Source organism: Collinsella aerofaciens, from assembly GCF_005844325.1.
Classification (GTDB): domain Bacteria; phylum Actinomycetota; class Coriobacteriia; order Coriobacteriales; family Coriobacteriaceae; genus Collinsella; species Collinsella aerofaciens_G.
In genome coordinates this window covers 13,162-35,325 of the sequence record NZ_SPFY01000024.1, presented here as the reverse complement: position 1 = coordinate 35,325, position 22,164 = coordinate 13,162, and the positions used below count along the sequence as shown (strand labels likewise).

General features: G+C 62.1%; 15 protein-coding genes, 1 tRNA gene and 1 other RNA gene. 13 read left to right on the top strand and 4 right to left on the bottom strand.

The features are described from left to right. Positions 1 to 116: 116 nt before the first annotated feature. The gene (locus FGQ61_RS07775; protein ID WP_171021549.1) at positions 117 to 668 is read right to left on the bottom strand and encodes a LemA family protein; all 552 of its coding nucleotides are present in this window, start codon (positions 666 to 668) and stop codon (positions 117 to 119) included. Between the two features lie 211 nt (positions 669 to 879). Here FGQ61_RS07775 and FGQ61_RS07770 point away from each other — a divergent pair, with 211 nt between their 5' ends. Further along, entirely contained in the window at positions 880 to 1,464 is a 585-nt protein-coding gene (locus FGQ61_RS07770) for a TetR/AcrR family transcriptional regulator (protein WP_052044212.1), read from the top strand. 3 nt (positions 1,465 to 1,467) lie between these two features. On the opposite strand, the gene FGQ61_RS07765 is transcribed toward FGQ61_RS07770, so the two are convergent. Beyond that, a tRNA-Ser gene (locus FGQ61_RS07765) sits at positions 1,468 to 1,557 on the bottom strand. A 51-nt stretch (positions 1,558 to 1,608) separates the two neighbouring features. On the opposite strand from FGQ61_RS07765, the gene tadA reads away from it, so the two are divergent. From tadA to bilS, 5 genes are all read left to right on the top strand, one after another. Next, positions 1,609 to 3,390, top strand: a complete 1,782-nt coding sequence (tadA, locus tag FGQ61_RS07760) for a tRNA adenosine(34) deaminase TadA (protein WP_138375140.1) — start codon at positions 1,609 to 1,611, stop codon at positions 3,388 to 3,390. Between the two features lie 441 nt (positions 3,391 to 3,831). Further along, positions 3,832 to 3,927, top strand: an RNA gene (gene ffs, locus FGQ61_RS07755) — signal recognition particle sRNA small type. Positions 3,928 to 4,266: 339 nt separating this feature from the next. Beyond that, entirely contained in the window at positions 4,267 to 6,147 is a 1,881-nt protein-coding gene (locus FGQ61_RS07750; protein WP_229025948.1) for an ABC transporter ATP-binding protein, read from the top strand. Further along, positions 6,148 to 8,007 carry an ABC transporter ATP-binding protein gene (locus tag FGQ61_RS07745; RefSeq protein WP_138375139.1) on the top strand — a complete coding sequence of 620 codons (1,860 nt, stop codon included), beginning with the start codon at positions 6,148 to 6,150 and terminating at the stop codon, positions 8,005 to 8,007. 127 nt (positions 8,008 to 8,134) lie between these two features. Next, complete coding sequence (gene bilS, locus FGQ61_RS07740; protein ID WP_055286269.1) at positions 8,135 to 8,686, top strand: flavodoxin family protein BilS; 552 nt, start codon at positions 8,135 to 8,137, stop codon at positions 8,684 to 8,686. A 621-nt stretch (positions 8,687 to 9,307) separates the two neighbouring features. On the opposite strand, the gene FGQ61_RS07735 is transcribed toward bilS, so the two are convergent. Beyond that, complete coding sequence (locus FGQ61_RS07735) at positions 9,308 to 11,608, bottom strand: LTA synthase family protein (protein WP_138375138.1); 2,301 nt, start codon at positions 11,606 to 11,608, stop codon at positions 9,308 to 9,310. Between the two features lie 213 nt (positions 11,609 to 11,821). On the opposite strand from FGQ61_RS07735, the gene FGQ61_RS07730 reads away from it, so the two are divergent. The 5 genes from FGQ61_RS07730 to FGQ61_RS07710 all read left to right on the top strand — a co-directional run bounded on the left by FGQ61_RS07730 (position 11,822) and on the right by FGQ61_RS07710 (position 17,594). Then, the gene (locus FGQ61_RS07730) at positions 11,822 to 12,697 is read left to right on the top strand and encodes a nitroreductase family protein (protein WP_138375137.1); all 876 of its coding nucleotides are present in this window, start codon (positions 11,822 to 11,824) and stop codon (positions 12,695 to 12,697) included. 158 nt (positions 12,698 to 12,855) lie between these two features. After that, positions 12,856 to 14,883 (top strand): KUP/HAK/KT family potassium transporter, encoded by a 2,028-nt coding sequence (locus FGQ61_RS07725; protein WP_138113527.1) that lies wholly within the window; start codon positions 12,856 to 12,858, stop codon positions 14,881 to 14,883. Between the two features lie 61 nt (positions 14,884 to 14,944). Then, positions 14,945 to 15,139 (top strand): hypothetical protein, encoded by a 195-nt coding sequence (locus FGQ61_RS07720; RefSeq protein ID WP_118450240.1) that lies wholly within the window; start codon positions 14,945 to 14,947, stop codon positions 15,137 to 15,139. Positions 15,140 to 15,250: 111 nt separating this feature from the next. After that, entirely contained in the window at positions 15,251 to 16,876 is a 1,626-nt protein-coding gene (locus FGQ61_RS07715) for an ATP-binding protein (protein ID WP_138375136.1), read from the top strand. A 4-nt stretch (positions 16,877 to 16,880) separates the two neighbouring features. Next, positions 16,881 to 17,594, top strand: coding sequence for a response regulator (locus FGQ61_RS07710; protein ID WP_138113523.1), 714 nt, complete (start codon positions 16,881 to 16,883; stop codon positions 17,592 to 17,594). A gap of 94 nt (positions 17,595 to 17,688) precedes the next feature. Here the strand turns inward: FGQ61_RS07710 and rlmKL are convergent, their stop codons facing one another. Beyond that, positions 17,689 to 20,247, bottom strand: coding sequence for a bifunctional 23S rRNA (guanine(2069)-N(7))-methyltransferase RlmK/23S rRNA (guanine(2445)-N(2))-methyltransferase RlmL (gene rlmKL / locus FGQ61_RS07705; RefSeq protein ID WP_138375135.1), 2,559 nt, complete (start codon positions 20,245 to 20,247; stop codon positions 17,689 to 17,691). 75 nt (positions 20,248 to 20,322) lie between these two features. Here rlmKL and FGQ61_RS07700 point away from each other — a divergent pair, with 75 nt between their 5' ends. Together FGQ61_RS07700 and FGQ61_RS07695 are read left to right on the top strand one after the other, a co-directional pair. Beyond that, complete coding sequence (locus FGQ61_RS07700; protein ID WP_161115389.1) at positions 20,323 to 21,150, top strand: HAD-IIB family hydrolase; 828 nt, start codon at positions 20,323 to 20,325, stop codon at positions 21,148 to 21,150. Positions 21,151 to 21,343: 193 nt separating this feature from the next. Next, entirely contained in the window at positions 21,344 to 22,048 is a 705-nt protein-coding gene (locus FGQ61_RS07695) for a transaldolase (protein WP_171021548.1), read from the top strand. The last annotated feature ends 116 nt before the right edge of the window (positions 22,049 to 22,164 follow it).

Below are 22,164 nucleotides of genomic sequence, written 5' to 3'. Positions count from 1 at the left end.
CGATACGCATAAAAAGCCTCCCATTTCTCGTGTCCAAGAAATGGGAGGCAGTTCAAAGTATGCATTCGACGGGGCGGTTTATGCATTTGGCCGATTAAGGATGCGCTGTCAAACTACTAGAACTTGACGGTCGGGGCCTGGCGGGCTGCTTCGGCGGCCTCGAAGCCCTGGCGCTCCTTAAACTGGAAGATGCCGGCAAAGATGACAGCCGGGAACGTCTGAATGGCGTTGTTGTAGCTGAGCACGCAATCGTTGTAGCTCTGGCGTGCATAGCTAATCTTGTTCTCGGTATCCTCGAGCGATGCCTGCAGCTGCGTAAAGTTGGTGTTTGCCTTAAGATCGGGATAGGCCTCGGCTACGGCGAAGAGCTGACGCAGCGCACCGGTCAGCACGTTGTCGGCTTCCATCTTGGCTTCGGGCGTGGTGGCCTTGACGGCGGTGTTACGCGCGCTGATCACGGCGGAGAGCGTCTCCTGCTCGTGCTTGGCGTAGCCCTTGACGGTCTCGACCAGGTTGGGGATCAGGTCGTTGCGACGCTGCAGCTGCGTATCGATGTTCTGCCAGGCGTTATCGATGCGGTTACGCTTGGTGACCATGTTGTTGTAGATGCCGGCGATGGCGCAGGCAATCACAATGACAACAACGATGCCGATGATGACGGGAAGCATGATGTCTCCGTTTCGAATGGCCGCGGCGGCATGCGCCAGCTGCCGTTGGTATAACGCTACTAGTATACCCGCAACGTTTTGTCGTGCCGAACTTTCCGGTAAGCGTTGTGTTTTCGGCGGGGTTGGCACCGGGGCAAAGCGCGCGAGGTACAGGTGTAAGATATGCGACAGATTGACGAGTGTTGTCTTTGCCCTGAGGATGGCGATACCAGTGGACCTTCGCATCAAGAAAACCTACCGCGCCCTGTTCGATGCCTTTACCGAGCTTCTCGAGGAGCATCGTTTTGAGGACCTGACGGTTGCCATGCTGTGCGACCGCGCCATGATTCGCCGCACGACGTTCTACAAGCACTTTCGCGACAAGAACGATTACTTTGCCTTTTATATCGATGAGCTCATGTCGGGCTTGCCGCAAAAACAGCCCGATGAGGCCGGCGCGGTATCTGCCGAGGACGTGCGCGCGCTTCGGCACGCGATTTTGGACGATGCCATGGATTTGATTCTGGCGCACGAGCGGCTCATGGATAACATTTTGGCAAGCAGCATGTCGGGCATGTTGACCAACGTTATTTGCGACCGCATTGCCCGCTCCATCCGCGAGCGTGTGATGAACGTGCTTGCCGAGGATGCCCTGGCCCCCGTGTCACTCGAGACGACGTCTGAGTTTGTCGCCGGCGGTATTATTCGACTTTTCACGATATGGTGGGAATCGGGCCACGATCTTGAGCGTCGACCTGAGATAGCCGATGTGGTCGATGCACTGTTTGAGCGGACCATGACACCGGTGCATCACTAGGAGTGGCGGAGAGAGGGGGATTCGAACCCCCGGAACGCTCTCGCGCTCAACGGTTTTCAAGACCGCCGCATTCAACCGCTCTGCCATCTCTCCGTGAGTCGTAATGATAGCATCGTTTTGGATTTGCAACAGGGAAGGCGAACGATGACGATCACCGAAATCGATGAGAAGTTCATGCGTGAGGCGCTGGCCGAGGCGCGCGCCGCCGCTGCGGTGGGCGAGGTGCCCATCGGAGCCGTAGTGGTGCGCGACGGCGAGATTGTCGCGCGGGCGCATAATCGCCGCGAGCTCGACCAGGATCCTTCGGCGCATGCCGAGTTTTCGGCCCTGTGCGCCGCCGCTCAGTCGCTTGGACGCTGGCGTCTTTCCGATTGTACGGTCTACGTGACGCTCGAGCCCTGCTGCATGTGCGCGGGGCTTATGGTTAACGCGCGCGTGGGGCGCTGCGTGTACGGCGCGGCTGATGCTAAAGCGGGCGCTCTGGGGTCGCTATACGACCTCAATGCCGATTCGCGCCTGAATCATCGGTTTAATGTGACCGCCGGCGTGCTGGCAGACGAGTGCCGCGCGGTGCTGAGCGGTTATTTTAGTGGGCTGCGTGGCACCGATGGTGCTGGCTGCGGTTGTGGGGCCGATCTTGAGGCGCATACCGCCCACGCCGAGGCGCTTGCGGGTGTCGAAGATACTGCCGTTGGGGCGGTCGATTTTGGTGCCGCGTGCCGCCGGCCCCGCCGTGTGCAGCTGGCGATCGACTCCTTTAAGGGCAGCGTTTCGAGCGCGCAGGCGGAGGAGGCCGTTGCCGAAGGTGTGCGCCGCGTGTGGCCCGATGCCCAGGTAAGCGCGCTGCCGCTGGCGGATGGCGGCGAGGGAACGCTCGATGCCGTTGCCGCGTGCGGCGGTGAGGTCGTGGCATGTGAAGTCGCAGGCCCTCTGGGCGACTGTGTGTCTGCCCGGATGCTGGTGGACGGCGAGTACGAGTCGGCTGTAATCGAGATGGCCGAGGCGGCGGGTATTGGGTATTCGCCTTGCACAGAGCCGGCGGCGTTGGCCGCTACGACCTATGGCGTGGGCGAGCTCATGCTTCGAGCGGTTCGTGCTGGGGCAAAGACTATCTATATTGGTCTGGGCGGCAGTGCCACCAACGACGGTGGCGCCGGCATGCTGCAGGCGCTGGGCGCGCGTGTGGTCGATGATCAGGGCTGCGATGTCGCCCCTGGTCTCGCGGGGCTTGAGCAGGTGGCGAGTATCGATTTGGCACCGGCGCTTCGGGCGCTGAATAGCGCGCGTATCGTCGTGCTCTCTGATGTCGAGAACCCGCTCGTGGGGCGTCGTGGGGCACTTGCAGTGTTTGGCGGGCAAAAGGGCCTGCCGACAGACGATGTCGAAGCGCTGGGCAGGTACGACAGTTGGATGGTCGGCTACGGCCGCCTGCTCGATGCGGCGATTACCGGGGTGCGGGCTCAGGGGTTGTTGCGCGTGCCCGAGGGCGTGCGGACATTTGGCTCGGTGCTCGGCGTGCCTGGCGCGGGCGCGGCAGGTGGCTTGGGCGCCGCGCTGCTGGCGCTCGGTGCTGAGTTGCGTTCGGGCGTGGAGACGGTGCTCGATCTGATTGGGTTTGACGAGCGCGTGCGCGATGTCGACCTGGTCATTACAGGCGAGGGCAACATGGACGAGCAATCCGCTGCCGGCAAGGCGCCGGTGGGCGTGGCCCGCCGTGCCAATCGCTATGGCAAGCCGGTAGTCGCCGTCGTGGGCGGTCGTGCGGATAATTTGGATGCGGTGTATGGTCAGGGCATCGACTTGGTCCTGCCGGTCTGCCGCAGGCCCATGCCTCTTGACCAAGCGCTCGACCCCCAGGAAGCCACAACCAACCTCATCTGCGCCGGTGAAGCAGCCGCCCAAGCCTACGACCTCGCCCGCCTCTAAAACCCAACTCCCTATAAGTTGCGGTGGAATAGTTCCTGTTTGGCGGCTCAGGCGGCAAAAACAGGAACTATTCCACCGCAACTTCGAGAATGGCTATCCGAGGCTGGTCGCCTTGGGCCTTGGGTCGGACCGTCCGCCATGAAATGCGGCCATCTACTACGTTTAGCCGAGCGCCCTTGACCATCCCGGATTTTGTGAAATTAAAACCGCAGGTAGAAAGCTTGCCGATTTTCGAAAAAGCCGGCTATGGTTGACCCCTGCGGCCTAAACGTAGTAGATAGGCCCCTTTTGTGGCACGGCAGCAGACCAGTCTTTTTGGGACGGGGCTTATTTGACTACCTGTCGATCTGATTGCCCAAGTAGTCAAAAAGCCCCGTCCCAAATTAGCTACCTTGCCCCATCGGGCGGGAGCGGGTAAGATATATCGAGCGCCTAGCGCGTTCGATGGGTTCGGATGACGACATGTTCCGAATCTGGTCAGGTCCGGAAGGAAGCAGCCATAAGGAGCCTCTGTCGGGCATCCGAATCCATCGAGTGCGCAGGCGTTTTTTGGTGCCGCGGCTACCCGCGAGTGCCGGCAGGGCGCTTGGTGTCTCGCTGGTCCTCGGCTTCGCCTGCGGGATCGCTCGACTACCAAGCGCCCTGCCGGCACCCGCGGGTAGCCGACCAAAACCGCCTGAAGGGTCACATTTATCTGATAATTGAATCCCCGGCGTTATGCCGCTCGCTGGCGTTGCCAAAACATCGGCTGCTACGTGCCTTGGGCGCTAGTGACCGTTGCCCTTACATCTGTAACGAGTTGCTTACGCATCTCCAGGGTTCTCCGTACTATCATGAATCAGATTGAATTGAGATGATGATAGGGAGCGCCTTTTTATGATTGAGCTGCTCAGGCGTTTTGGTGGTAAGTTTCGCCGGTATATGGTGATTGGCCCTGCGTGCAAGTTGATTGAAGTGATCTTTGACCTGCTGACGCCGCTGGTGATTGCCCAGATGATCGATAAAGGTATCGGTGCGCACGACGTGAGTGCCGTCGTCCGCTACGGCATGGTGCTCGCCGCCATGGCTGTAATCGGCATCTCGTTTACGCTTGTTTGCCAGAAGATGGCGGCGCTCACCTCGCAGGGCATGGGTACTGACATTCGCGGCGCACTCTACCAGCACATCAACAAGCTGAGCTATGCCGAGCTCGACCGCTTTGGCACGCCGTCGCTCATCACGCGCATTACCAACGACGTTAACCAGGTCCAGCTCGCTGTGGCGCTGGGCGTGCGCATGCTCATCCGCTGGCCCTTTCTAGCGGTGGGCTCCATGTGCGCGGCCCTTGCCATCGACCTTAAGCTCGGCATCATCTTTTTGATCTGCACGCCCGCCATTGGCCTGGTGTTCTGGGTTGTCATGGCGCGCTGCATTCCGTACTACAAGCAGCTGCAGGCAAAGCTCGACCGCATCGCGCTTATCTGCCGCGAGGGCCTTTCGGGCGCCCGCGTGGTTCGCGCCTTCGTGCGCGAAGATCACGAGCGCGAGCGCTTTGCGCAGGCCGCCGACGACCAGGCCAATACTGCCATCGCGGTGGGCAAGCTCTCGTCGATTCTCAACCCCGTCACGTTTTTGGTGATGAACCTGGGCGTGTGCGCCATCCTGTGGGTGGGCGGCATCCAGGTCAGCGTGGGCGAGCTTACGCAGGGCCAGGTCATGGCGTTTGTGAACTACATGACGCAGACCCTGACCTCCATCGTGTACGTCGCCAACCTGGTCGTGGTCTTTACCAAGGCGAGCGCCAGCGCGTCGCGTATCAACGAGGTGCTCAATTGCGTGCCGGGCATCGCTGACGAGGGCAACCAGCCGGTCGCGCTGCCCAAGCCGGGCAATGTCGCTTCAGTTCCCGCGCTGAGCTTGAGCCATGCGAGCTTCTCGTTTGGCGCTGGCGCGGCCAATGCTGTCAACGATGTGACGCTGGAACTCCCGCTGGGCAAGACGCTCGGCATTATCGGCGGTACGGGTAGCGGCAAGTCCACGCTCGTCTCGCTCATCCCGCGCCTGTACGATGCGAGCACCGGCAGCGTGAGCGTGATGGGCGTCGACGTGCGCACCTGGCCGCTCGACCAGCTGCGCCGTGTGGTCGCGACCGTTCCGCAGCGCGCATCGCTGGTGAGCGGCTCCATCCGCAGCAACCTGACCTGGCGCGATGAAGCTGCGACCGACGAGGAGCTCTGGGTGGCACTCGACATGGCGCAGGCCAGCGAGTTCGTGCGCAACAAGCCGCAGGGCTTAGACGCCCCGGTCGAGGCGGGCGGCAAGAACTTTAGCGGTGGCCAGCGTCAGCGCCTGACTATCGCGCGTGCCTTGGTTGGTTCGCCTCAGATATTGATCATGGATGACTCCGCGTCGGCGCTCGACTTTAAGACCGACGCGGCGCTTCGCCATGCCATTCGCGAGCGCAGCATGCGCGGTGCCGCCAAGGGCGGGCTGCCGCTGACCACGGTGATTGTGAGCCAGCGCGTTTCGACCGTGCGCGATGCCGACGTGATCTGCGTGCTCGACCACGGCTCGGTTGCCGGCCTGGGCACACATGACGAGCTCTATGCGACCTGTCGGCTCTATCGCGAGATTTGCCAGTCGCAGCTGCGCCGCGAGGAGCTTGAGGGCCAGCGGGGGAGCACAGCGCCCGCGCCCACTCCGGCGCCCGCGTCCACCCTAAGCCCCGCGTCCGCCCCGACTGCCCCGGCATCCATTTGCGCAAAGGAGGGCTGCTAAATGAATCCGTACACTTCCTCCGGTTCGGTCGCCACGATGACGGCCAACGTGTCCGGTAACGATAACCTCAACGACCTGGGCGACGGTCCGCGCCAGCCCGGCGACCCCGAGCGCTATCCCGTGGGTGCGGTGACTCGCCGTCTGATGGGCTACGTTCGTCCGCATCGCATTTCGTTTGTTGCGTCGTTTGTGAGTGCCGCCATCTCCGTGATTCTGCAGCTCTACACGCCCATTCTCATCGGCGAGGGCATCGACCTGATCGTTGCCGTCGGGCAGGTGGACTTCGACGCGCTGCTGCCGCTTGTCACCAAACTCGCGCTCGTCGTGGTGGGAGCCGCGGCCTTCCAGTGGCTGCAGGGCTACTGCGTCAACCGCCTGTCCTACGAAACGGTGCGCGACATGCGCGTGGAGGCGAGCGACAAGCTCAGCCGCATGCCGCTCAGCTTTATCGACAGCCATGCTCACGGCGACCTCATGAGCCGCGTGGTCAACGATGTCGACCAGGTGGGTGACGGCCTGCTGCAGGGCTTCACGCAACTCTTTACCGGTGTTATTACCATCGTGGGCACGCTCGCGTTTATGCTTTCCATCAACCTGACCATGACGCTCGTGGTGGTGCTCGTCACGCCGCTTTCCATTTTTGCAGCCGGTGCTATTGCCAAGCTCTCCAACAAAAGCTTTACGGCACAGCAGCGTATTCAAGGGCAGCTCGGTGGTCATATCGAGGAGTACGTAGGCGAGCAAAAGCTTGTCGACGCCTTTGCCTACGGTCCCAACGCCCAGCAGCGCTTCGATGCCCTCAATGCCGAGCTTTACACCGCGGGCGAGCGCGCACAGTTTATGGGTTCGCTCTCCAACCCCGGCACGCGCTTTATCAATAACATCATCTATGCCGTGGTCGCTGTGATCGGCTGCGTGGGCGTGATCACGGGCGTGCCCGCGGCGCTTACGGTGGGCGGCGTGCAGATCTTCCTGTCCTATGCCAACCAGTACACCAAGCCGTTCAACGAGGTCACCAACGTCATTACGCAGATCCAGACGGCGTATGCCTCGGCGCGCCGCATGTTTGCGCTGCTCGATGCCCGCGAGCAGGAGCCCGATGCGGCGGATGCCGTGGAACTTGCTGCCCCGCAGGGCGAGGTCGCCTTTGAGCATGTGGACTTTAGCTACGTGTCCGACCGCAAGCTGCTGCAGGACATCTGCATCGAGGCCAAGCCCGGCATGCGCTTTGCCCTTGTTGGCCCCACGGGCTGCGGAAAGACGACGCTCATCAACCTGCTGCTGCGCTTTTACGATATCGATGCCGGCCACATCACGGTTGATGGCAGGTCTTCGCGTGACTACACGCGCGCAAGCCTGCGCCATGCCTTTGGCATGGTGTTGCAGGATACGTGGCTGTTCGAGGGCACGGTGGCGGAAAACATCGCCTACGGCTGTCCCGACGCCACGCGCGAGCAGGTTATCGAAGCTGCCAAGCGCGCGCATGCGCACAAGTTTATCGTGCAGCTGCCAGGCGGCTACGATACGGTCATCGGCGAGGACGGCGGCACGTTTAGCCAGGGTCAAAAACAGCTGCTGTGCATTGCGCGCGTTATGCTCACCGATCCGGCGATTCTGCTGCTGGACGAGGCAACGTCGAGCATCGATACGCGTACCGAGCTGCAGGTGCAGGCGGCATTCGACGAGCTCATGGCCGGCCGTACGAGCTTTGTCGTGGCGCATCGCCTGAGCACGATTCGCAACGCCGACTGCATTCTGGTCATGCGCGACGGCCAGATTATCGAGCGCGGCACGCACGACGAGCTGCTAGCGGCAGGCGGCTTCTACGCCGAACTCTACCGCAGCCAGTTTGCCCAGTAAGCAAGCCCGTGGGGCAAATTAATCAATCGACAGACGGTGGTTTACATCTGTCACGTTAGTACTAAGATAGTCATCTAATAAATTGCATTAGTGGCTTTAGTTTTGGGGGATACGAGGCAACGTGACTATGACGTGCTCTTTGGTGGTTAACAGCAAGAGCGGTAATACCAGGATGGTTTCGGGTGCGATCAAGCGCACTCTGCAGGCTGCGGGTGTTGAGTTTGTCCATGCCGCGGCGTTGAGCGACGATGCGGATGCAGATCAGGTTGCGCTCGAGGCGCAGGGCGCCTGCGCGGCCGACACGGTGCTCGTCGGTTTTTGGTGCGACAAGGGCGCGTGCACGCCTTCGGTCGCGGCGTTGCTCTCCGCTTTGCACGGCAAGCGCGTCTTCCTGTTTGGCACCTGCGGCTTTGGGGCCGATCAGAGCTATTACCAGCAGATTATCGACCGCGTGACCTCCAATTTGGCTGGAGATGCCGAGCTTGCGGGCTGGGCGATGTGTCAGGGCAAGATGGGCCCTGCGGTCAAGCAGCGCTACGAGGCCATGCTCGAGCAAGATCCCGACAACGCCCGATTTAAGATGCTGCTCGACAACTGGGTTGCCGCAAAGGACCATCCTACCAAGGAGGACCTGGACAACATGGCCGCAGCCGCCAAGAAGGCCGTGCTGGGCGAGTAGCTTCGCCGTCCGCGATCCTTCGTGCAAAACAATACAAATGTGAAAGCCTCGAAGTTCTCGAGGCTTTTTTCTTGACACTTGTAGGCGCAACCGTGGCAGGCGTTTGGGGTGACATTTTCCATTACCCCGATGACGAGACCGTCCTGGACGACACACTCGCATGCGTTCGCTGGATGTATTCAGAGTGGGACGGGCTTTCCGGATGGATGGGGTTTCGGAAAGTGTGTCCCGGAATTTGCCTTTGGAATGGGATGCGGTTTCCGGTTGAGGGCTCTGGTGGAAAATGCGACCCGGAATTTGCAATCGGAGTGGGATGCAGTTTCCCAACGGGGCCGTAAGCGGAAACTGCATCCCACTCCGGACGTGAATTCTGGGACACGGTTTCCGGATGCAAAAAAGGCCACAAGACGTGGCCTTCAACTTATATATGTTGCGGATACCCCCATGACAAGCCGCGCTCCAACAACAGGGCGTCTGTCCAGGCGGAGGCATATAAGGTTCATCGCGAGTTCCGCACGCAAAGAAGGCCACTTAATGTGGCCTTCGTCTTGCGCAGGACTGTCCGAGCAGGGAACCTTACGTTCCGCGCCGTCCGGGCAGACGAACCGGGATACAGGCTCGCTACTTGATCTTGGTCGTACCCGGTGCCAGGTTGGGGTCGGTCTCGTTAGCCTCGGTCTGGAAGTGCTCGGTGTACACGTTCTTGCCGTCGCGGAACATCTCGTAGTACTGCATCTTGGCGTAATCTTCGCGCGCCTTGGTGGCGGCTGCGGCGGCGGCATCGTCACCGGTGACGTTGGAGGAGAGCGCCCAGCGCAGGCTGGCGTCCTCGTAGCCGACCGAGTTGATGGCGGGCAGCGACTCGCGTAGCGTCATGTGCGCTTTCTGGTAGTCGGTCAGCGGTGCGCCGATCAGCTGCATAAGCTGCGTGGACAGGTAGTTGGTGGACAGGTCGTCGACCTCGCTCGTCTGGTCGCAGCCGGCAACGTCGTAGTTGGCCCAGATGATGTAGTCGGTCTGCCACAGACGCTCCTGATGCGTAGCGTCGTCCTCGCCGGTAAACCACTTGTCATTGAACTTGGACGGGAAGAACGGCTGGTGGTCGCCCCAGAACACCACGACCACCTTGCGGTCGAGCTTGCTCAAGGCGTTGAGGAAGTAGCGCAGCGCCTGGTCGGACTGCTCGATGCACGAGACATACTCGTCGACATCGGATAGCGTGCCGTCCTCGACGGTCTTGGCGTCCAGGTCGGTCGTGTCGATGTTCAGGTGCATCTGCTTGTCGACCGGCAGCAGGCCCGTATCGTAGCCCGAGTGGTTCTGCATGGTCACGTCGAAGATAAACTGCGGATCGGCGTTCTGGTCGAGCAGCTCAAGAATCTTGTCGTAGGTAGCCTGGTCGGTCACCATGCCGCGCAGGGTGTCGGCTCCCTGGAAATCGTTGATAGACAGGAACTGGTCAAAGCCAAAGTCCTTGTAGACGTTCTCGCGGTTCCAGTTGGTCGCGTGGTTGGGGTGCATGGCCGTGGTGGAATAGCCGAGCGATTTGAACTGCTCTGCCAGATTACCGGTCGTTTCCATGTTGTAGATGGTGTAGGGGTACACGCCCGAGCCCAGGTTGGCCATAGAGTTGCCGGTCATAAACTCAAACTCGGTATTGGCGGTACCGCCGCCGTAGGCGCTCACGTAGAGCTTGCCGCGGCTGAGGCAGTTAGACAGGCTCTTAAAGTACTGCGGGCCCTCGTAGCCGGCGCGCATGTTCTGGTAGATCGACAGGTCGGAGAACGTCTCGTTCATGATGGCGATGACCGTGGGCTTCTCGCTATCGAACTGCTCCTTTGCGGCGGCGCGCTCGTCGCTCTTGGCCGCGTCGGACTTGTCGTAGGCCTTGGCGTACTTTTTGAGCGTGGCCTTGGCATCGTCGACGGAGTAGTCGGCGGGTTTGGGCGGCTTGATGGACTGCGCTGCACTAATAAAGGCGGGCAGGTAGCCCTCGCGCCAGTAGCTCTCGAGCGGGCGCCAGGTGTAGACGGTGATGCCGAGGGTGTTGTAGTAGTCGATGAGCGTGACATGCGCGGTCACGCCGCCCAGGCACAGTACGGCGACGAGCAGGTTGGTGAGCAGCATGCGCTTGGCGTTGGCGGCGCCCTTCTGACGGTGCGGTGCCACCAGGCCGGCGTACTCACACAGCAGCATGGCGATGGCGGTAAAGCCCATGGACAGCACGCAGAACAGTGAGATCGAGAAGGTGTAGCCGGTGCCGGCGACCGCGGCGGCGGTGGAGATGGCCGAAAGGTCGCCCGGCTGGATGGGCATGGATTTAAACGTGATGACGAAGAACTCGGCAATGCCCAGGACAAAGAGGGCAAAGGCCAGGACCGCGGGAGCTACGCCGTGGCGCTGGAACAGGAAGAACAGGCCGACCATGAGCACGGTGATGATGGCCCACTCGAGCAGGATGCACAGGGGGTAGACCCAGGTAAAGTCGTGGTTGGACGAGACCTCCATGCCCAGCAGCGCAAAGACGCCGGCGAGCAGCAGGCACAGGACGGCGGCGACGAGTGGTTTGCCCACAAAGGCGCCGCGCAGGCGGGCGAGCTTGCCGATGGGGGCGGGGGCGTCGGGCTTGGCGAACGCAAAGACGCGCGGGGCGATGCGGTCGCGTGCGATGCTGGCCCAAGCGCAGCCGGTGAGGATGGCGTTGGTCAGGATGAGCATCACAAAGGCGAGCGGCTCGTTTTGGGCGACGAGGCCAATGGCGCCCCAAATGGTCAAAAAGAGCTGGAACAGGCCGAAGGCGACGCTCCACCCAAGAGCGCTTTTGGCAACGGTGCCCGACTGAGCGCAAATGGCCTTGGCCTCGCGCAAGACAAGGTAGACGGTCGCCGCAAGACCGACGAGCGAGATGGCGGCAGCGAACATGCTGAGACTCCTCACAAACTAAAACGTACGAAAGCGGAGGTTTACCCGATTGTTACCAAGATATGCGCTGCAATTGGTGGCTGCGCACAACAACCAGCCATATTAACGCGCACGTGTGGCGGTGTGGCGCAATGTAGTGGCGGCCTGCGCGATAATGGACGGGAATTACACGGAAACGTAAAGGCTTCTTAAAGAATTAGCGAGGATAGAGCTATGGGCGAGCAGGTTTGTATGACGGGCACCGAGTACTGCGGCGGAGCTGTGGGCGTGGACGCGGGCGGCTATCCGGTCGAGACTACGGGCAACGCGGCGCTGGACATCTTGGAACACCGCTCGTCCACGCGTGCCTTCGCGCGTGATGACGACGACCGTCCCGTGGCGGTGACCGACGAGCAGCGGGCGGCGATCTTGCATGCGGCGAGCCGCGCGCCGTCGGCGGGCGCCATGATGATGTATTCCATCGTGAGCGTCCGCGAGCGGGCAACGCTCGACCGCCTGGCCGACCTGTGCGACCACCAGCCCATGATCGCCAAGGCGCCCTGGGCACTTATATTTGTGGTCGACTATGCCAAGTGGATCGATCTGTTTGAGCACGTGGGCTGCTTTGAGCCCGAGTTTGTCGAGCGTACGGGCAAGGCGCCCCGCCGCGCGCCGGGTCTGGGCGACTTTGCCATCGCGGCTCAGGATGCCGTGATCGCCGCGCAAAACGCCGTGGTTGCCGCCGAGGCCCTGGGGCTGGGGAGCTGCTATATCGGCGACATCGTCGAGAACGCCGAGGAAGTTGCCGCGCTGCTCGATCTGCCGCCCTATACCATGCCGCTGTCGATGCTCATCATCGGCACGCCCCGTAAGGAGCGCCCGGCAATCGCGCACCCCGTGGTGAACCTGGTGCACGAGGAGCGCTACTGCCGTGCGGATGCCGCGACTATGGATGCGCAGGTGGCCGAGATGGATGCGATGTTTCGCCCGCACGCCCGCGAGGTGGGGGAGCGCGTCGTGGATATCTACACCCGCAAGCACACGAGCCCCTTTATGGCCGAGATGAGCCGCTCCATGGAGTGGTGGTTCAAAAACTGGCTCGGAAAATGACGAATGTGACAAGGGGATAGTCCCTTTGTCACACTTCATATCGCCGCGGTAGCCTAAAGACTGTATAAATCTTTATCTAGCTGGGAAAACAGTGCATTAAAACATGGGCCGATTACCTATAATCCCTTCGAACATTAAAGTTGGGAGGAAACCGGCTTATGGAACAAAAGGCCAAGGAGGCAGCCTCGCACGCTGCGATTCCTGTGAGCATCTCGGCGATGCTCGTCACGCTAGGCGTGGTGTACGGCGATATCGGCACCAGCCCCATGTATGTAACCAAGGCGCTCGTTGCCGGCAACGGCGGCATCGGAAGCGTCACGGAGGAGTTCGTGCTCGGCGCGCTCTCCCTTGTCGTGTGGACGGTCACGTTGCTGACCACCATCAAGTATGTGCTCATCTCGCTGCGCGCCGATAACCATGGTGAGGGCGGCATCTTTGCCCTGTACAGCCTGGTCAGGCGCTGCGGCAAGTGGCTTATCATCCCCGCCATGCTGGGTGGCGCCGCGTTGCTCGCCGACGGCATCCTGACGCCGGCCGTTACCGTTACCACGGCCATCGAGGGCCTGCGCACTATCCCGGCGGTTCATGCCGTGCTGGGCGATGACCAGGGCCGCGTCGTCGCCATTACGCTCGCCATCATCATCGTGCTCTTCTTGGTACAGCGCATCGGTACGGCCAAGATCGGTCACGCCTTTGGCCCCATCATGACGCTGTGGTTCCTATTCCTGGGCGGCACGGGTTTGTTCTTTGTCTTACAGCACCCCGCCGTGCTGCTGTGCCTCAACCCGCTCCGCGGCATCGCCTTTTTGTTGAGCCCCAACAACCACGCGGGCATCATGATTCTGGGCAGCTGCTTCCTCGCCACCACCGGTGCCGAGGCGCTCTACTCCGACATGGGCCACGTCGGCCGCGGCAATATCTACGCTACCTGGCCGTTCGTTAAGTGCTGCCTGCTGCTTTCCTATATGGGCCAGGGCGCTTGGCTTATGAACAACGCTGCCAACCCCGAGCTCATGGGCATTGCCGACCTCAACCCGTTCTACCAGATGCTCGCCCCGGGCCTGCGCCCGTTTGCCGTTGGCCTTTCCACCGTCGCGGCCATCATTGCCTCGCAGGCGCTCATCACCGGCGCGTTTTCGCTGGTGTCCGAGGCCAGCCGTCTGGACCTCATGCCGCACATGCAGGTCTTCTACCCTGCCGAGACCAAAGGCCAGCTCTACATCCCCATGGTCAACAACGTCATGCTTGTGGGCTGCGTCATCGTGGTGCTGCTGTTCCAGAACTCGGCGCATATGGAAGCCGCCTACGGCCTTGCCATTACGCTGACTATGATGTGCACCACGCTACTGCTCTTCTTCTACCTGCACGAGGAGCGCAAGCTCAAGGTTGCTCCGTGGATCTTCGCGGCCTTCTTCCTTTTGCTCGAAGGCTTCTTCTTCGTGAGCTCGCTCACCAAGTTCTTCCACGGCGGCTATTTCACCATCCTCATGGCTGCACTCATCATGGGCATTATGGTGTGCTGGTACAACGGCACGGCGGTCGAGCAGCGCCAGTTTACGCTGCTGCCGCTGCGCAGCTACCTGCCGCAGCTCAAGCGCCTGCGCGACGACGACCGTTACGAGCGCATGAGTGACAACGTCGTGTACCTGACCAAGGACACCCATACCGACTACATCGACCGCGATATCGTCTATTCGATCTTGGACAAGCATCCCAAGCGTGCCCGCGCCTGGTGGTTCGTGAATGTCGAGACCATGGACGAACCGCACACCTTTGCCTATTCGGTCGAGACGTTCGGCACCGACTACGTGTTCCGCGTGCACCTGTACCTGGGCTACAAGATCAACCAGCGCGTCAATGCCTACCTGCGTCAGGTTGTTCAGGACCTGGCTGCCACCGGCGAGCTGCCGCCGCAGACGCATGACTACTCGGTCTACAAGGATCCGGGTAACATCGGCACGTTCAAGTTCGTCCTGATCCGTAAGCTTCTGGCGCCCGAAAGCGATGTGGAGCCCAGCGAGCGTACGGCCATCACGCTCAAGTACATCATTCGCCGCGCCGCCGGCACGCCCGCGCGTTGGTACGGCCTGGAGAACTCCAACGTGAGCTTTGAGTACGTGCCGCTGTTCACCAAGTTCAAGGCCGTGAACAAGATGCAGCGCCTGGCCCCCAACGAGCGGCCGTAGGCGCCGACGGGTTGCACGGAGTTGGTTTTCGATGGACAAGATTGAGACCGGGGAGGCAAACATGGATGCAAAGATGCTTGATGGCCGCGAGGTGGTTGCCGAGCTGGTACGTGAGGCACGCGCCGACGCCGCCGAAGATCGGTTCCTTACGAACCGTGCCAACATGGATATGGCCGATCGCGTAATTTCGATCGTGGCACTGGTATTTGGAGCGGTGTGCGTGTGTGCCCTGCTCGCGCACGTGCTGTTTGTCTAGCGACCGCCGGTTGCAAAGGCTATACACTTGGAACCACCACAAGGGAAACCACCACAAAGGTGCCTGTCCCCTTTGTGGTGGTTTTTGTTTTGAGAGAGGGGCGGGACGCTGATGGACGTCCGTACGGACGGCGATATTGCCGATAGCTTTTGGTGGCGGCGCACAACGCTGACGCGCCGCACTCCTCTGTATGACGCCTGCGTATCGGTGGGGCTGCTGGTCGCGGCGACGATTGTGGGCGCGCTGCTCGACCATCCGGGTCTCGCGCCGAGCATCATGATCGTCTATGTGTTCGCCGTTCAGCTGTGCGCATTCTTTACCTGGAGTCGCCTGTATTGCTTGCTGAGCTCGGCTGCCGCCGTGGCGCTCTACAACTTCTTGTTTGTCGACCCGCGCTACTCGCTGTCGCTTATCGACCGCGGCTATCCCGGCATGTTCTTCATCATGTTCGTGGTCTCGCTTGTGTCGAGCTCGATTGCGTTGGCCCTGCGCCGCGCCTTGGCACAGGCTGCCGCCAGCGACCGCCGCACGCATATGGTGCTCGAGACCAACCGCATGCTGCAGCGGTGCGCCGATCAGCATCAGATCGTTCACGCCATGGCCACGCAGCTGGCACGTCTTTCGGGCTGCCCGGTCGTGTGGTACAGCGCCGACGCCGAGGGCGATGACCTGCTGCCGCGTGCGACATACACGGCCGTGGGCGATGCCGCACCGGTGCACGAACTGGCGCCGCAGATGCCGCCGCGGCTCTCGGCGTCCGCCTATGTGGGAACGCCGCTCGATGCCACCTATGGCGGCTCGGCGTTTTATGGCATCTACCTGACGGTTCGCACAGGCGACGGCTTCGCGCGCTCGGGCGACCCCGCCTCGGTGGTGGGCGTGCTGGCTATCGTTGCCGAGCCCGACGTGCTGACGCATGAGGAGCGGACACTTGCCGATGCCATCGTGAGCGAAGGCGAGCTGGCGCTCGATCGCGCCCGCGCCATGGAGGCCCGCGAGGAGGCGGCGGTGCTTGCCAAAAACGAACAGCTGCGCGCCAACCTGCTGCGCTCCATCTCGCACGACCTGCGCACGCCGCTCACCAGTATTTCGGGTAATGCCGATGTGCTGCTCGACCAGGGCTCGACCGGCACCGCGGTGCTCGATGCCCAGACGCGCCGCGGCCTGCTTCTATCCATTCGCTCGGATGCGCTGTGGCTCAACGCCACCGTCGAGAATCTGCTCGCCATCACCAAGCTCGAGGGTGGCGGTATGCGCCTGTCGACCACGCTCGAGCTCATGGACGATATCGTCGAGGAGGCGCTGCGCCACGTAAATCCGGCCGTGCGCGAGCACGACCTTAAGGTGGTGGCGTGCGATGAGCCGGCGCTCGTCAACGTCGATGCGCGCCTGATGGTGCAGCTGGTGGTCAATCTGGTGAACAACGCCATCACCTATACGCCCGCGGGTTCGCATATCGTGATTTCGATTAGCGTCGACGATGGACGCGTGGCGTGCTCGGTGGCCGATGATGGTCCGGGCATCGCACCCGAGGATCGCGAGCGGATCTTTGAGTCGTTCTATACCGCCAACCATGGTCTGGCCGACAGCCACCGCAGCGTTGGCCTGGGTCTTTCGCTCTGCCGTTCCATTGCGTTGGCACATGGCGGTAGCATAGAGGTTGCCGCGGCGGACCCGCACGGCTCGGTCTTTACGATTGAGCTTCCTGCCGCCGACGTTTCGTTTGATAAGGAGTAGCGCTGTGCCGAACTCTGCCGTAAAACCGCTCATCTTGGTCGTTGAGGACGACCCCGCCGTCCGCAATCTTATTGTTGCCGCGCTCGAGGCGCACGGCTTGCGCCATATGGCTGTGGAGACCGCCCATGCCGCTATCGCCGCCGCCTCGTCGCAGACGCCGAGCATTGTGCTGCTCGATCTGGGCCTGCCCGATATGGACGGCGTCAAGGTGGTGGAGTCGGTGCGCGCATGGTCGGGCATGCCGATTATCGTGGTCTCGGCGCGCAGCGAGGACGCGGACAAAATCCGCGCGCTCGATGCCGGTGCCGACGACTACCTGACCAAGCCGTTTTCGGTCGAGGAACTGCTCGCGCGCATTCGCACGACGCTCAGGCGCCTTTCGTATGCGCAGACGGGCGGCGTTGTCTCCGAGGGCTCGTTCGATACCGGTGAGCTGCATATCGATTTTGATGCCGGCATCGCCACGATGGATGGCGAGGAACTGCATCTGACGCCGATCGAGTATAAGCTCCTGTGCCTGCTGGCGCATAACGCCGACAAGGTACTGACGCACCAGTTTATCCTGCACGAGATTTGGGGCACGGCAACTAAGAGCGACCTGGCGAGCCTGCGCGTCTTTATGGGCACGCTGCGCAAGAAGATCGAGTCCGACCCCGCGCATCCGCGCTATATCCAGACGCACGTGGGTATTGGTTACCGATTGGTCATCCAGGGATAGGTCGGCATCCGCCATCCCAATATGAGTTGCGGTGAAATACGGTCTAAATTTGCCTAATTCCAGGCAAAACAGTCCGTATTCCACCGCAACTTTGTTATTTGCCCTTGGGCTTGCTGGCGTAGAACTTCTTCTTTTTGGACTTGCCGGCGGGGGAGGGCTTGCCAGCAAAGTTGGACTTGCCGTTGCCGGTCTGCACGTGCGCGGGCACTGCCGCGCGAGGCTTACGGGCCTCGGGGTTACGCAGCTCCTCGACGCGCTCGGCAATTTCCTCGGCGCTAAAGCCGACCTCGGCCATGGCGTCCTCGATGGGCAGGCGGCGCACGATATAGCAGTGGTGCACCTTCTGGTTGCGCGCGAAGTCCTCGGGGATGGTCTGTGCCGTAATGTCCTCCAGCACCACGCCCGCGCGCGCGAGCTTGCGCGCCTCGGGGCGGAAGCCGCGCAGGTTGCAGCTAAAGATGGCGTGGCCGCCCTGTGCGAGCAGGCGCGATACGCCGGCCAAAAGCTCAACATGGTCGCGCTGGACATCCCAGGTGCGGCGGCCCATCTTGGACGAGTTCGAAAACGTGGGCGGGTCGACAAAGATCAGGTCCCAGCGGTTGCGCGTCTGGCGCTGGTCGCGAATCCAGGCGAGCACGTCGTCGCGCACAAAATGATGCTGCGGACCAACAAAGCCGTTCTGGCGCATATTGCGCTCGGCCCAGTCCAGGTAGGTGTTGGAAAGGTCGACCGTCACGGTCTCCTCGACGCCGCCATCGGCCGCGTAGCAGGTGGCAGTGCCAGTGTAGGCAAACAGGTTGAGGAAGCGGCGCGCCTGCTTGGCGTGCTCGCGCACTAGGTTGCGGGTGACGCGGTGATCCAGGAAGATGCCCACATCCAGATAGTCGTCAAAGTTGACGGCAAAGGTAAGGCCGCCCTCTTCGATGAGTGGCAGACGACGGCGTGCGATATTGGCGCGCTCGCCCGAGCCGCCCTTGCCGGCGCCCTGCTTGCCGTACTGCGAGCCGCCGCGCGAACGCATGCGGGCCTTGGCGTGCACATGCTCGGCCGGAACATCAAGGATGCGCGGCGCGATGGCCAGAATGTCGAGCATGCGGGCCTGGGCTAGCGCGGGGTCGATGGTCTTGGGCGCGGCGTATTCGGCGATGACGAGCCAGCGGCCCGGCGTCTGCGGGCAACCCTCGTACAGGTCGATGGCGGCGGAGTAGTCGGGCAGGTCGGCATCGTAGACGCGGTAGCAGCTTACGCCCTCGCGCTTGGCCCACTTGCGGCGCAGGCGCGCGTTCTTGCGCAGGCGGTTGGCGAACTGCTCGGACCCGGGGATGAGCACGGGCAGCGGCTTGCCGTCGCCCAAGTCGAGCGTGGCGGCAGGTTCGGGCATGGAGGAAGCGGCGGCTTCGTCTTCGACGTCCGTGGACTGTTCCTCGGCGTTTATGCTGGTCGCAGCCTCGAATGCCGCGGCGGCGTGGTCGAGCGAGTGCCAAACCTCAAGAGCCGCCTCCTCGTTATTGGGCATGACGGCGATGGAGCGCGCGGGCTCGGCATGGAGCGCGCGGGCCATAAGGCCATCGCGGGTGAGCGCAGCGACCGGCGCCGCGGAAAGCTCGGGCGCGCGGCGCAGCTCGCCGACCAGCGTCATGGCGTCGTGCATGAGCGAAAGCGGGGTCTCGGTGGTGTCTGCGACCACGGCGGCACCGGCGACGGCGCCCGCATGGTCCAGCACGGTGGCGGGCTTGGCGGCGCAAAAGTCGACAAAACGCTTGTAGCCAGCGCTCTTGACCATGCGCTCGGCGGTCTTGCGAGCGGCGGGGTCGATGTCTGCGGCCACGATGCGCGCCTGGCGTTCGCGCGCTGCCGCCTCGCGCTCGCGCGCCTCGGCAAGCAGCTGCTCCCACAGAGCGGCGTTGTGCAGCTGCCAGCCCTCAAAGCCCCAGCGCTCGCGTGCGGCGCCCGGGGCGCGGTCGGTCAGAATGTTCACGGCTTCCAGCAGCAGGCCGCCGCCGGCGCACGAGGCATCGATCAGCGTGGGAAGGGCTTCATTTTCGTAATCGTCGGCCGTCAGCTCGCGCTCGCATAGCGCGGTCCAGCCGACCTGCGCCAGCACCAGGGCGGCGTAGTCGGGGCGCAGCACGTGCGCGCCCTCGCCGGCGCGGGTCGCTGCGGGCGGCAGGCGTTTGAACAGCGGGTCGCCCGAAAGGTCTAGGCTTATGCTCGCGCGGCGCTGGCGCAGCGAAAGCAGTAGGTGAACATCGGGGTCGGCGGCATCGACATCGGCGCGACGGCCCGTGGTCTCGGCCAGGCGGTCGCACAGCGCGTCTTTGGCGCGCAGGGCCGAGAAACGCGTGTTGCGCAGCTGCTCGGTCACGCCGCGGGCGGTGATGGCAATGGTGGCGCCGGGGCGGACGATGTTCTCCCAGGCGATGTCGTAAACGCTATCGTACAGCTCGTCGGCGTCCTGCGCCTCAAAGCGCCCGAGCACCGCAAACACGCGGCTCGCCAGACGCGACCACAGACAGGCGCGGTAGCCTTCTTCGAGCTCGCCCTCAAACGTGGCGCGGCCCTTCAGCCGGCGAACATGCGAAAGCCCGAGGCGTTTAAGCTCATCGGCGAGTGCGGACTCAAAGCCCTCGGGGCAGCTTGCGTAAAATTCCATGGGTGACCTCTCTGGTTGCGTCGCTCCATTATATGATGGATGCTTCGTTTACTCTCGCCCCCGAAAGGAACCCATATGATTGATGCGTGCCCCGATTCTGCCGTGCTCTTTTTTGACGTGGACGGCACGCTGACGTCGTTCGATCCCGACAACATGACCGACAAGGACTTTTCGGCGGTTCGCCCCTCGCAGGCGGTGATCGAGGCGTTTCATCGCCTGCGCAATGCGGGTCACCAGGCATTTATCTGCACGGGTCGTCCCTTGTGGCTGATTGCCGATGGTCTGCGTGCTTTGGAGCCTGCGGGTGTCGTTGCCATGGCGGGAGCGACACTCGAGGTCGAGGGCCGCGTGGTACACGAGGACTGCTTTGACGAGGACATTGTCGAGGAGCTTGCACGCCGTATGGCCGCGGCAGGGATTGAGGCCTTTTTCGAGACCAACGTGGCTACTTTTGCCTTGGAACCCGCGGGCGTTGAGCAGTCGTCTCTGATCGGCACTTCTGTGGTGCACAGCGCCGAGGAAATGCGCGTCGACGGCAGTCTGCGCGTGGGCAAGGTATGCCTCAATGTGCCCAGTTTGGCTCGCGTAGCCAACGATGACGGCTTTATCGATCGCGAGTTTGAGCTGTGCAACACCGGTGGCCAGAATCGCGAGCTGAGCCCCAAGGGCATCGACAAGGGCGTGGGCGTGGCGCGAGCGCTGGAATACCTGGGTCGCACCGGCAACGCGCGCACCTTTGGCTTTGGTGATTCCGGCAACGACCTGGGCATGCTCGCTGCGGTCGAGACGGCTGTCGCCATGGGCAACGCCATGCCTGAGGTCAAGGCGGTCGCCGACTACGTGACCGACGATGTCGCACACGACGGCACCGTCACAGCGATGCAGCATTTCGGCCTCATCTAATGAATCCCGCGTTCTGACGTTTGCTCAAACTGCGACTCTTCGCTTTTGCATGCTCAATCGATTTATCAATCCAAACACTGAGGTGTTTATACCGTTCGCCGAGAAGATAAAAAACCGCAGCTCACGCCTTGATAAACGTAGGTAAAGTGTTTAGCAGTTTAACGCCCATGTGCAAGCGAAAGGAATCAGGCAGATGGCAATCAAGGTGTTCGCTGACGGTGCAAACCTCGAGGGCATGCTCGACATGTACGAGAACGGCAACGTTCAGGGTTTCACGACCAACCCGTCCCTTATGAAGAAGGGCGGCGTGACGGATTACCGCGCGTTTGCCAAGGAGGTCCTGACCCACATCACCGATGTGTCCGTCTCGTTTGAGGTCTTTGCCGATGACGTCGAGACTATGGAGGTCGAGGCGCGCGAGATCGCTACCTGGGCCGAGAACGTCTACGTCAAGATTCCGTGCGTGACCACCAAGGGCGAGTCCACCGCCGAGCTGGTGCGCAAGCTGTCGGCCGACGGCATCAAGGTCAACGTCACCACCATCTTTACGCCTAAGCAGGTTGACGAGATGGTCGAGGCCGTTGACACCGAGACGCCGTCCATCATCTCGCTCTTTGCCGGCCGCATCGCCGACACCGGCGTCGACCCCATTCCGTTTATGACGGAGTCGGTCAAGAAGGCCGCCATCAAGCCCAACTGTGAGGTCCTGTGGGCGTCCACGCGCGAGCTCATCAACATTTACCAGGCCGAGGCCTGCGGTTGCCAGATCATCACGGTGCCCAACGGCATCCTGGCCAAGCGCAAGAACATCGGCCGTGACCCGTACGAGGTCTCGCTCGACACCGTCCGCGGCTTTGCCAAGGATATCGCGGCGCTCGGTTTCCATATCCTGCCGTAACGCGAACACTGGCTACGCCGCGGGTTGTTCGCCCCGGCTTTTCCTTTCCCTACCGCTCACGCGCTTCGCGGGGGTCGCGCTAGGCAAAGGAAAGGCCGGGGCTGCCGGCACGAGCT

Excerpts from the sequence above, each read along its gene's own strand:
- FGQ61_RS07775 (WP_171021549.1), bottom strand. The coding sequence starts at position 668 with ATGCTTCCCGTCATCATCGGCATCGTTGTTGTCATTGTGATTGCCTGC.
- FGQ61_RS07730 (WP_138375137.1), top strand. The coding sequence starts at position 11,822 with ATGGGCGAGCAGGTTTGTATGACGGGCACCGAGTACTGCGGCGGAGCT.
- bilS (WP_055286269.1), top strand. The coding sequence starts at position 8,135 with ATGACGTGCTCTTTGGTGGTTAACAGCAAGAGCGGTAATACCAGGATG.
- FGQ61_RS07720 (WP_118450240.1), top strand. The coding sequence starts at position 14,945 with ATGGATGCAAAGATGCTTGATGGCCGCGAGGTGGTTGCCGAGCTGGTA.
- FGQ61_RS07700 (WP_161115389.1), top strand. The coding sequence starts at position 20,323 with ATGATTGATGCGTGCCCCGATTCTGCCGTGCTCTTTTTTGACGTGGAC.
- FGQ61_RS07715 (WP_138375136.1), top strand. The coding sequence starts at position 15,251 with ATGGACGTCCGTACGGACGGCGATATTGCCGATAGCTTTTGGTGGCGG.
- tadA (WP_138375140.1), top strand. The coding sequence starts at position 1,609 with ATGACGATCACCGAAATCGATGAGAAGTTCATGCGTGAGGCGCTGGCC.
- FGQ61_RS07725 (WP_138113527.1), top strand. The coding sequence starts at position 12,856 with ATGGAACAAAAGGCCAAGGAGGCAGCCTCGCACGCTGCGATTCCTGTG.
- FGQ61_RS07695 (WP_171021548.1), top strand. The coding sequence starts at position 21,344 with ATGGCAATCAAGGTGTTCGCTGACGGTGCAAACCTCGAGGGCATGCTC.
- FGQ61_RS07735 (WP_138375138.1), bottom strand. The coding sequence starts at position 11,608 with ATGTTCGCTGCCGCCATCTCGCTCGTCGGTCTTGCGGCGACCGTCTAC.
- rlmKL (WP_138375135.1), bottom strand. The coding sequence starts at position 20,247 with ATGGAATTTTACGCAAGCTGCCCCGAGGGCTTTGAGTCCGCACTCGCC.
- FGQ61_RS07745 (WP_138375139.1), top strand. The coding sequence starts at position 6,148 with ATGAATCCGTACACTTCCTCCGGTTCGGTCGCCACGATGACGGCCAAC.
- FGQ61_RS07750 (WP_229025948.1), top strand. The coding sequence starts at position 4,267 with ATGATTGAGCTGCTCAGGCGTTTTGGTGGTAAGTTTCGCCGGTATATG.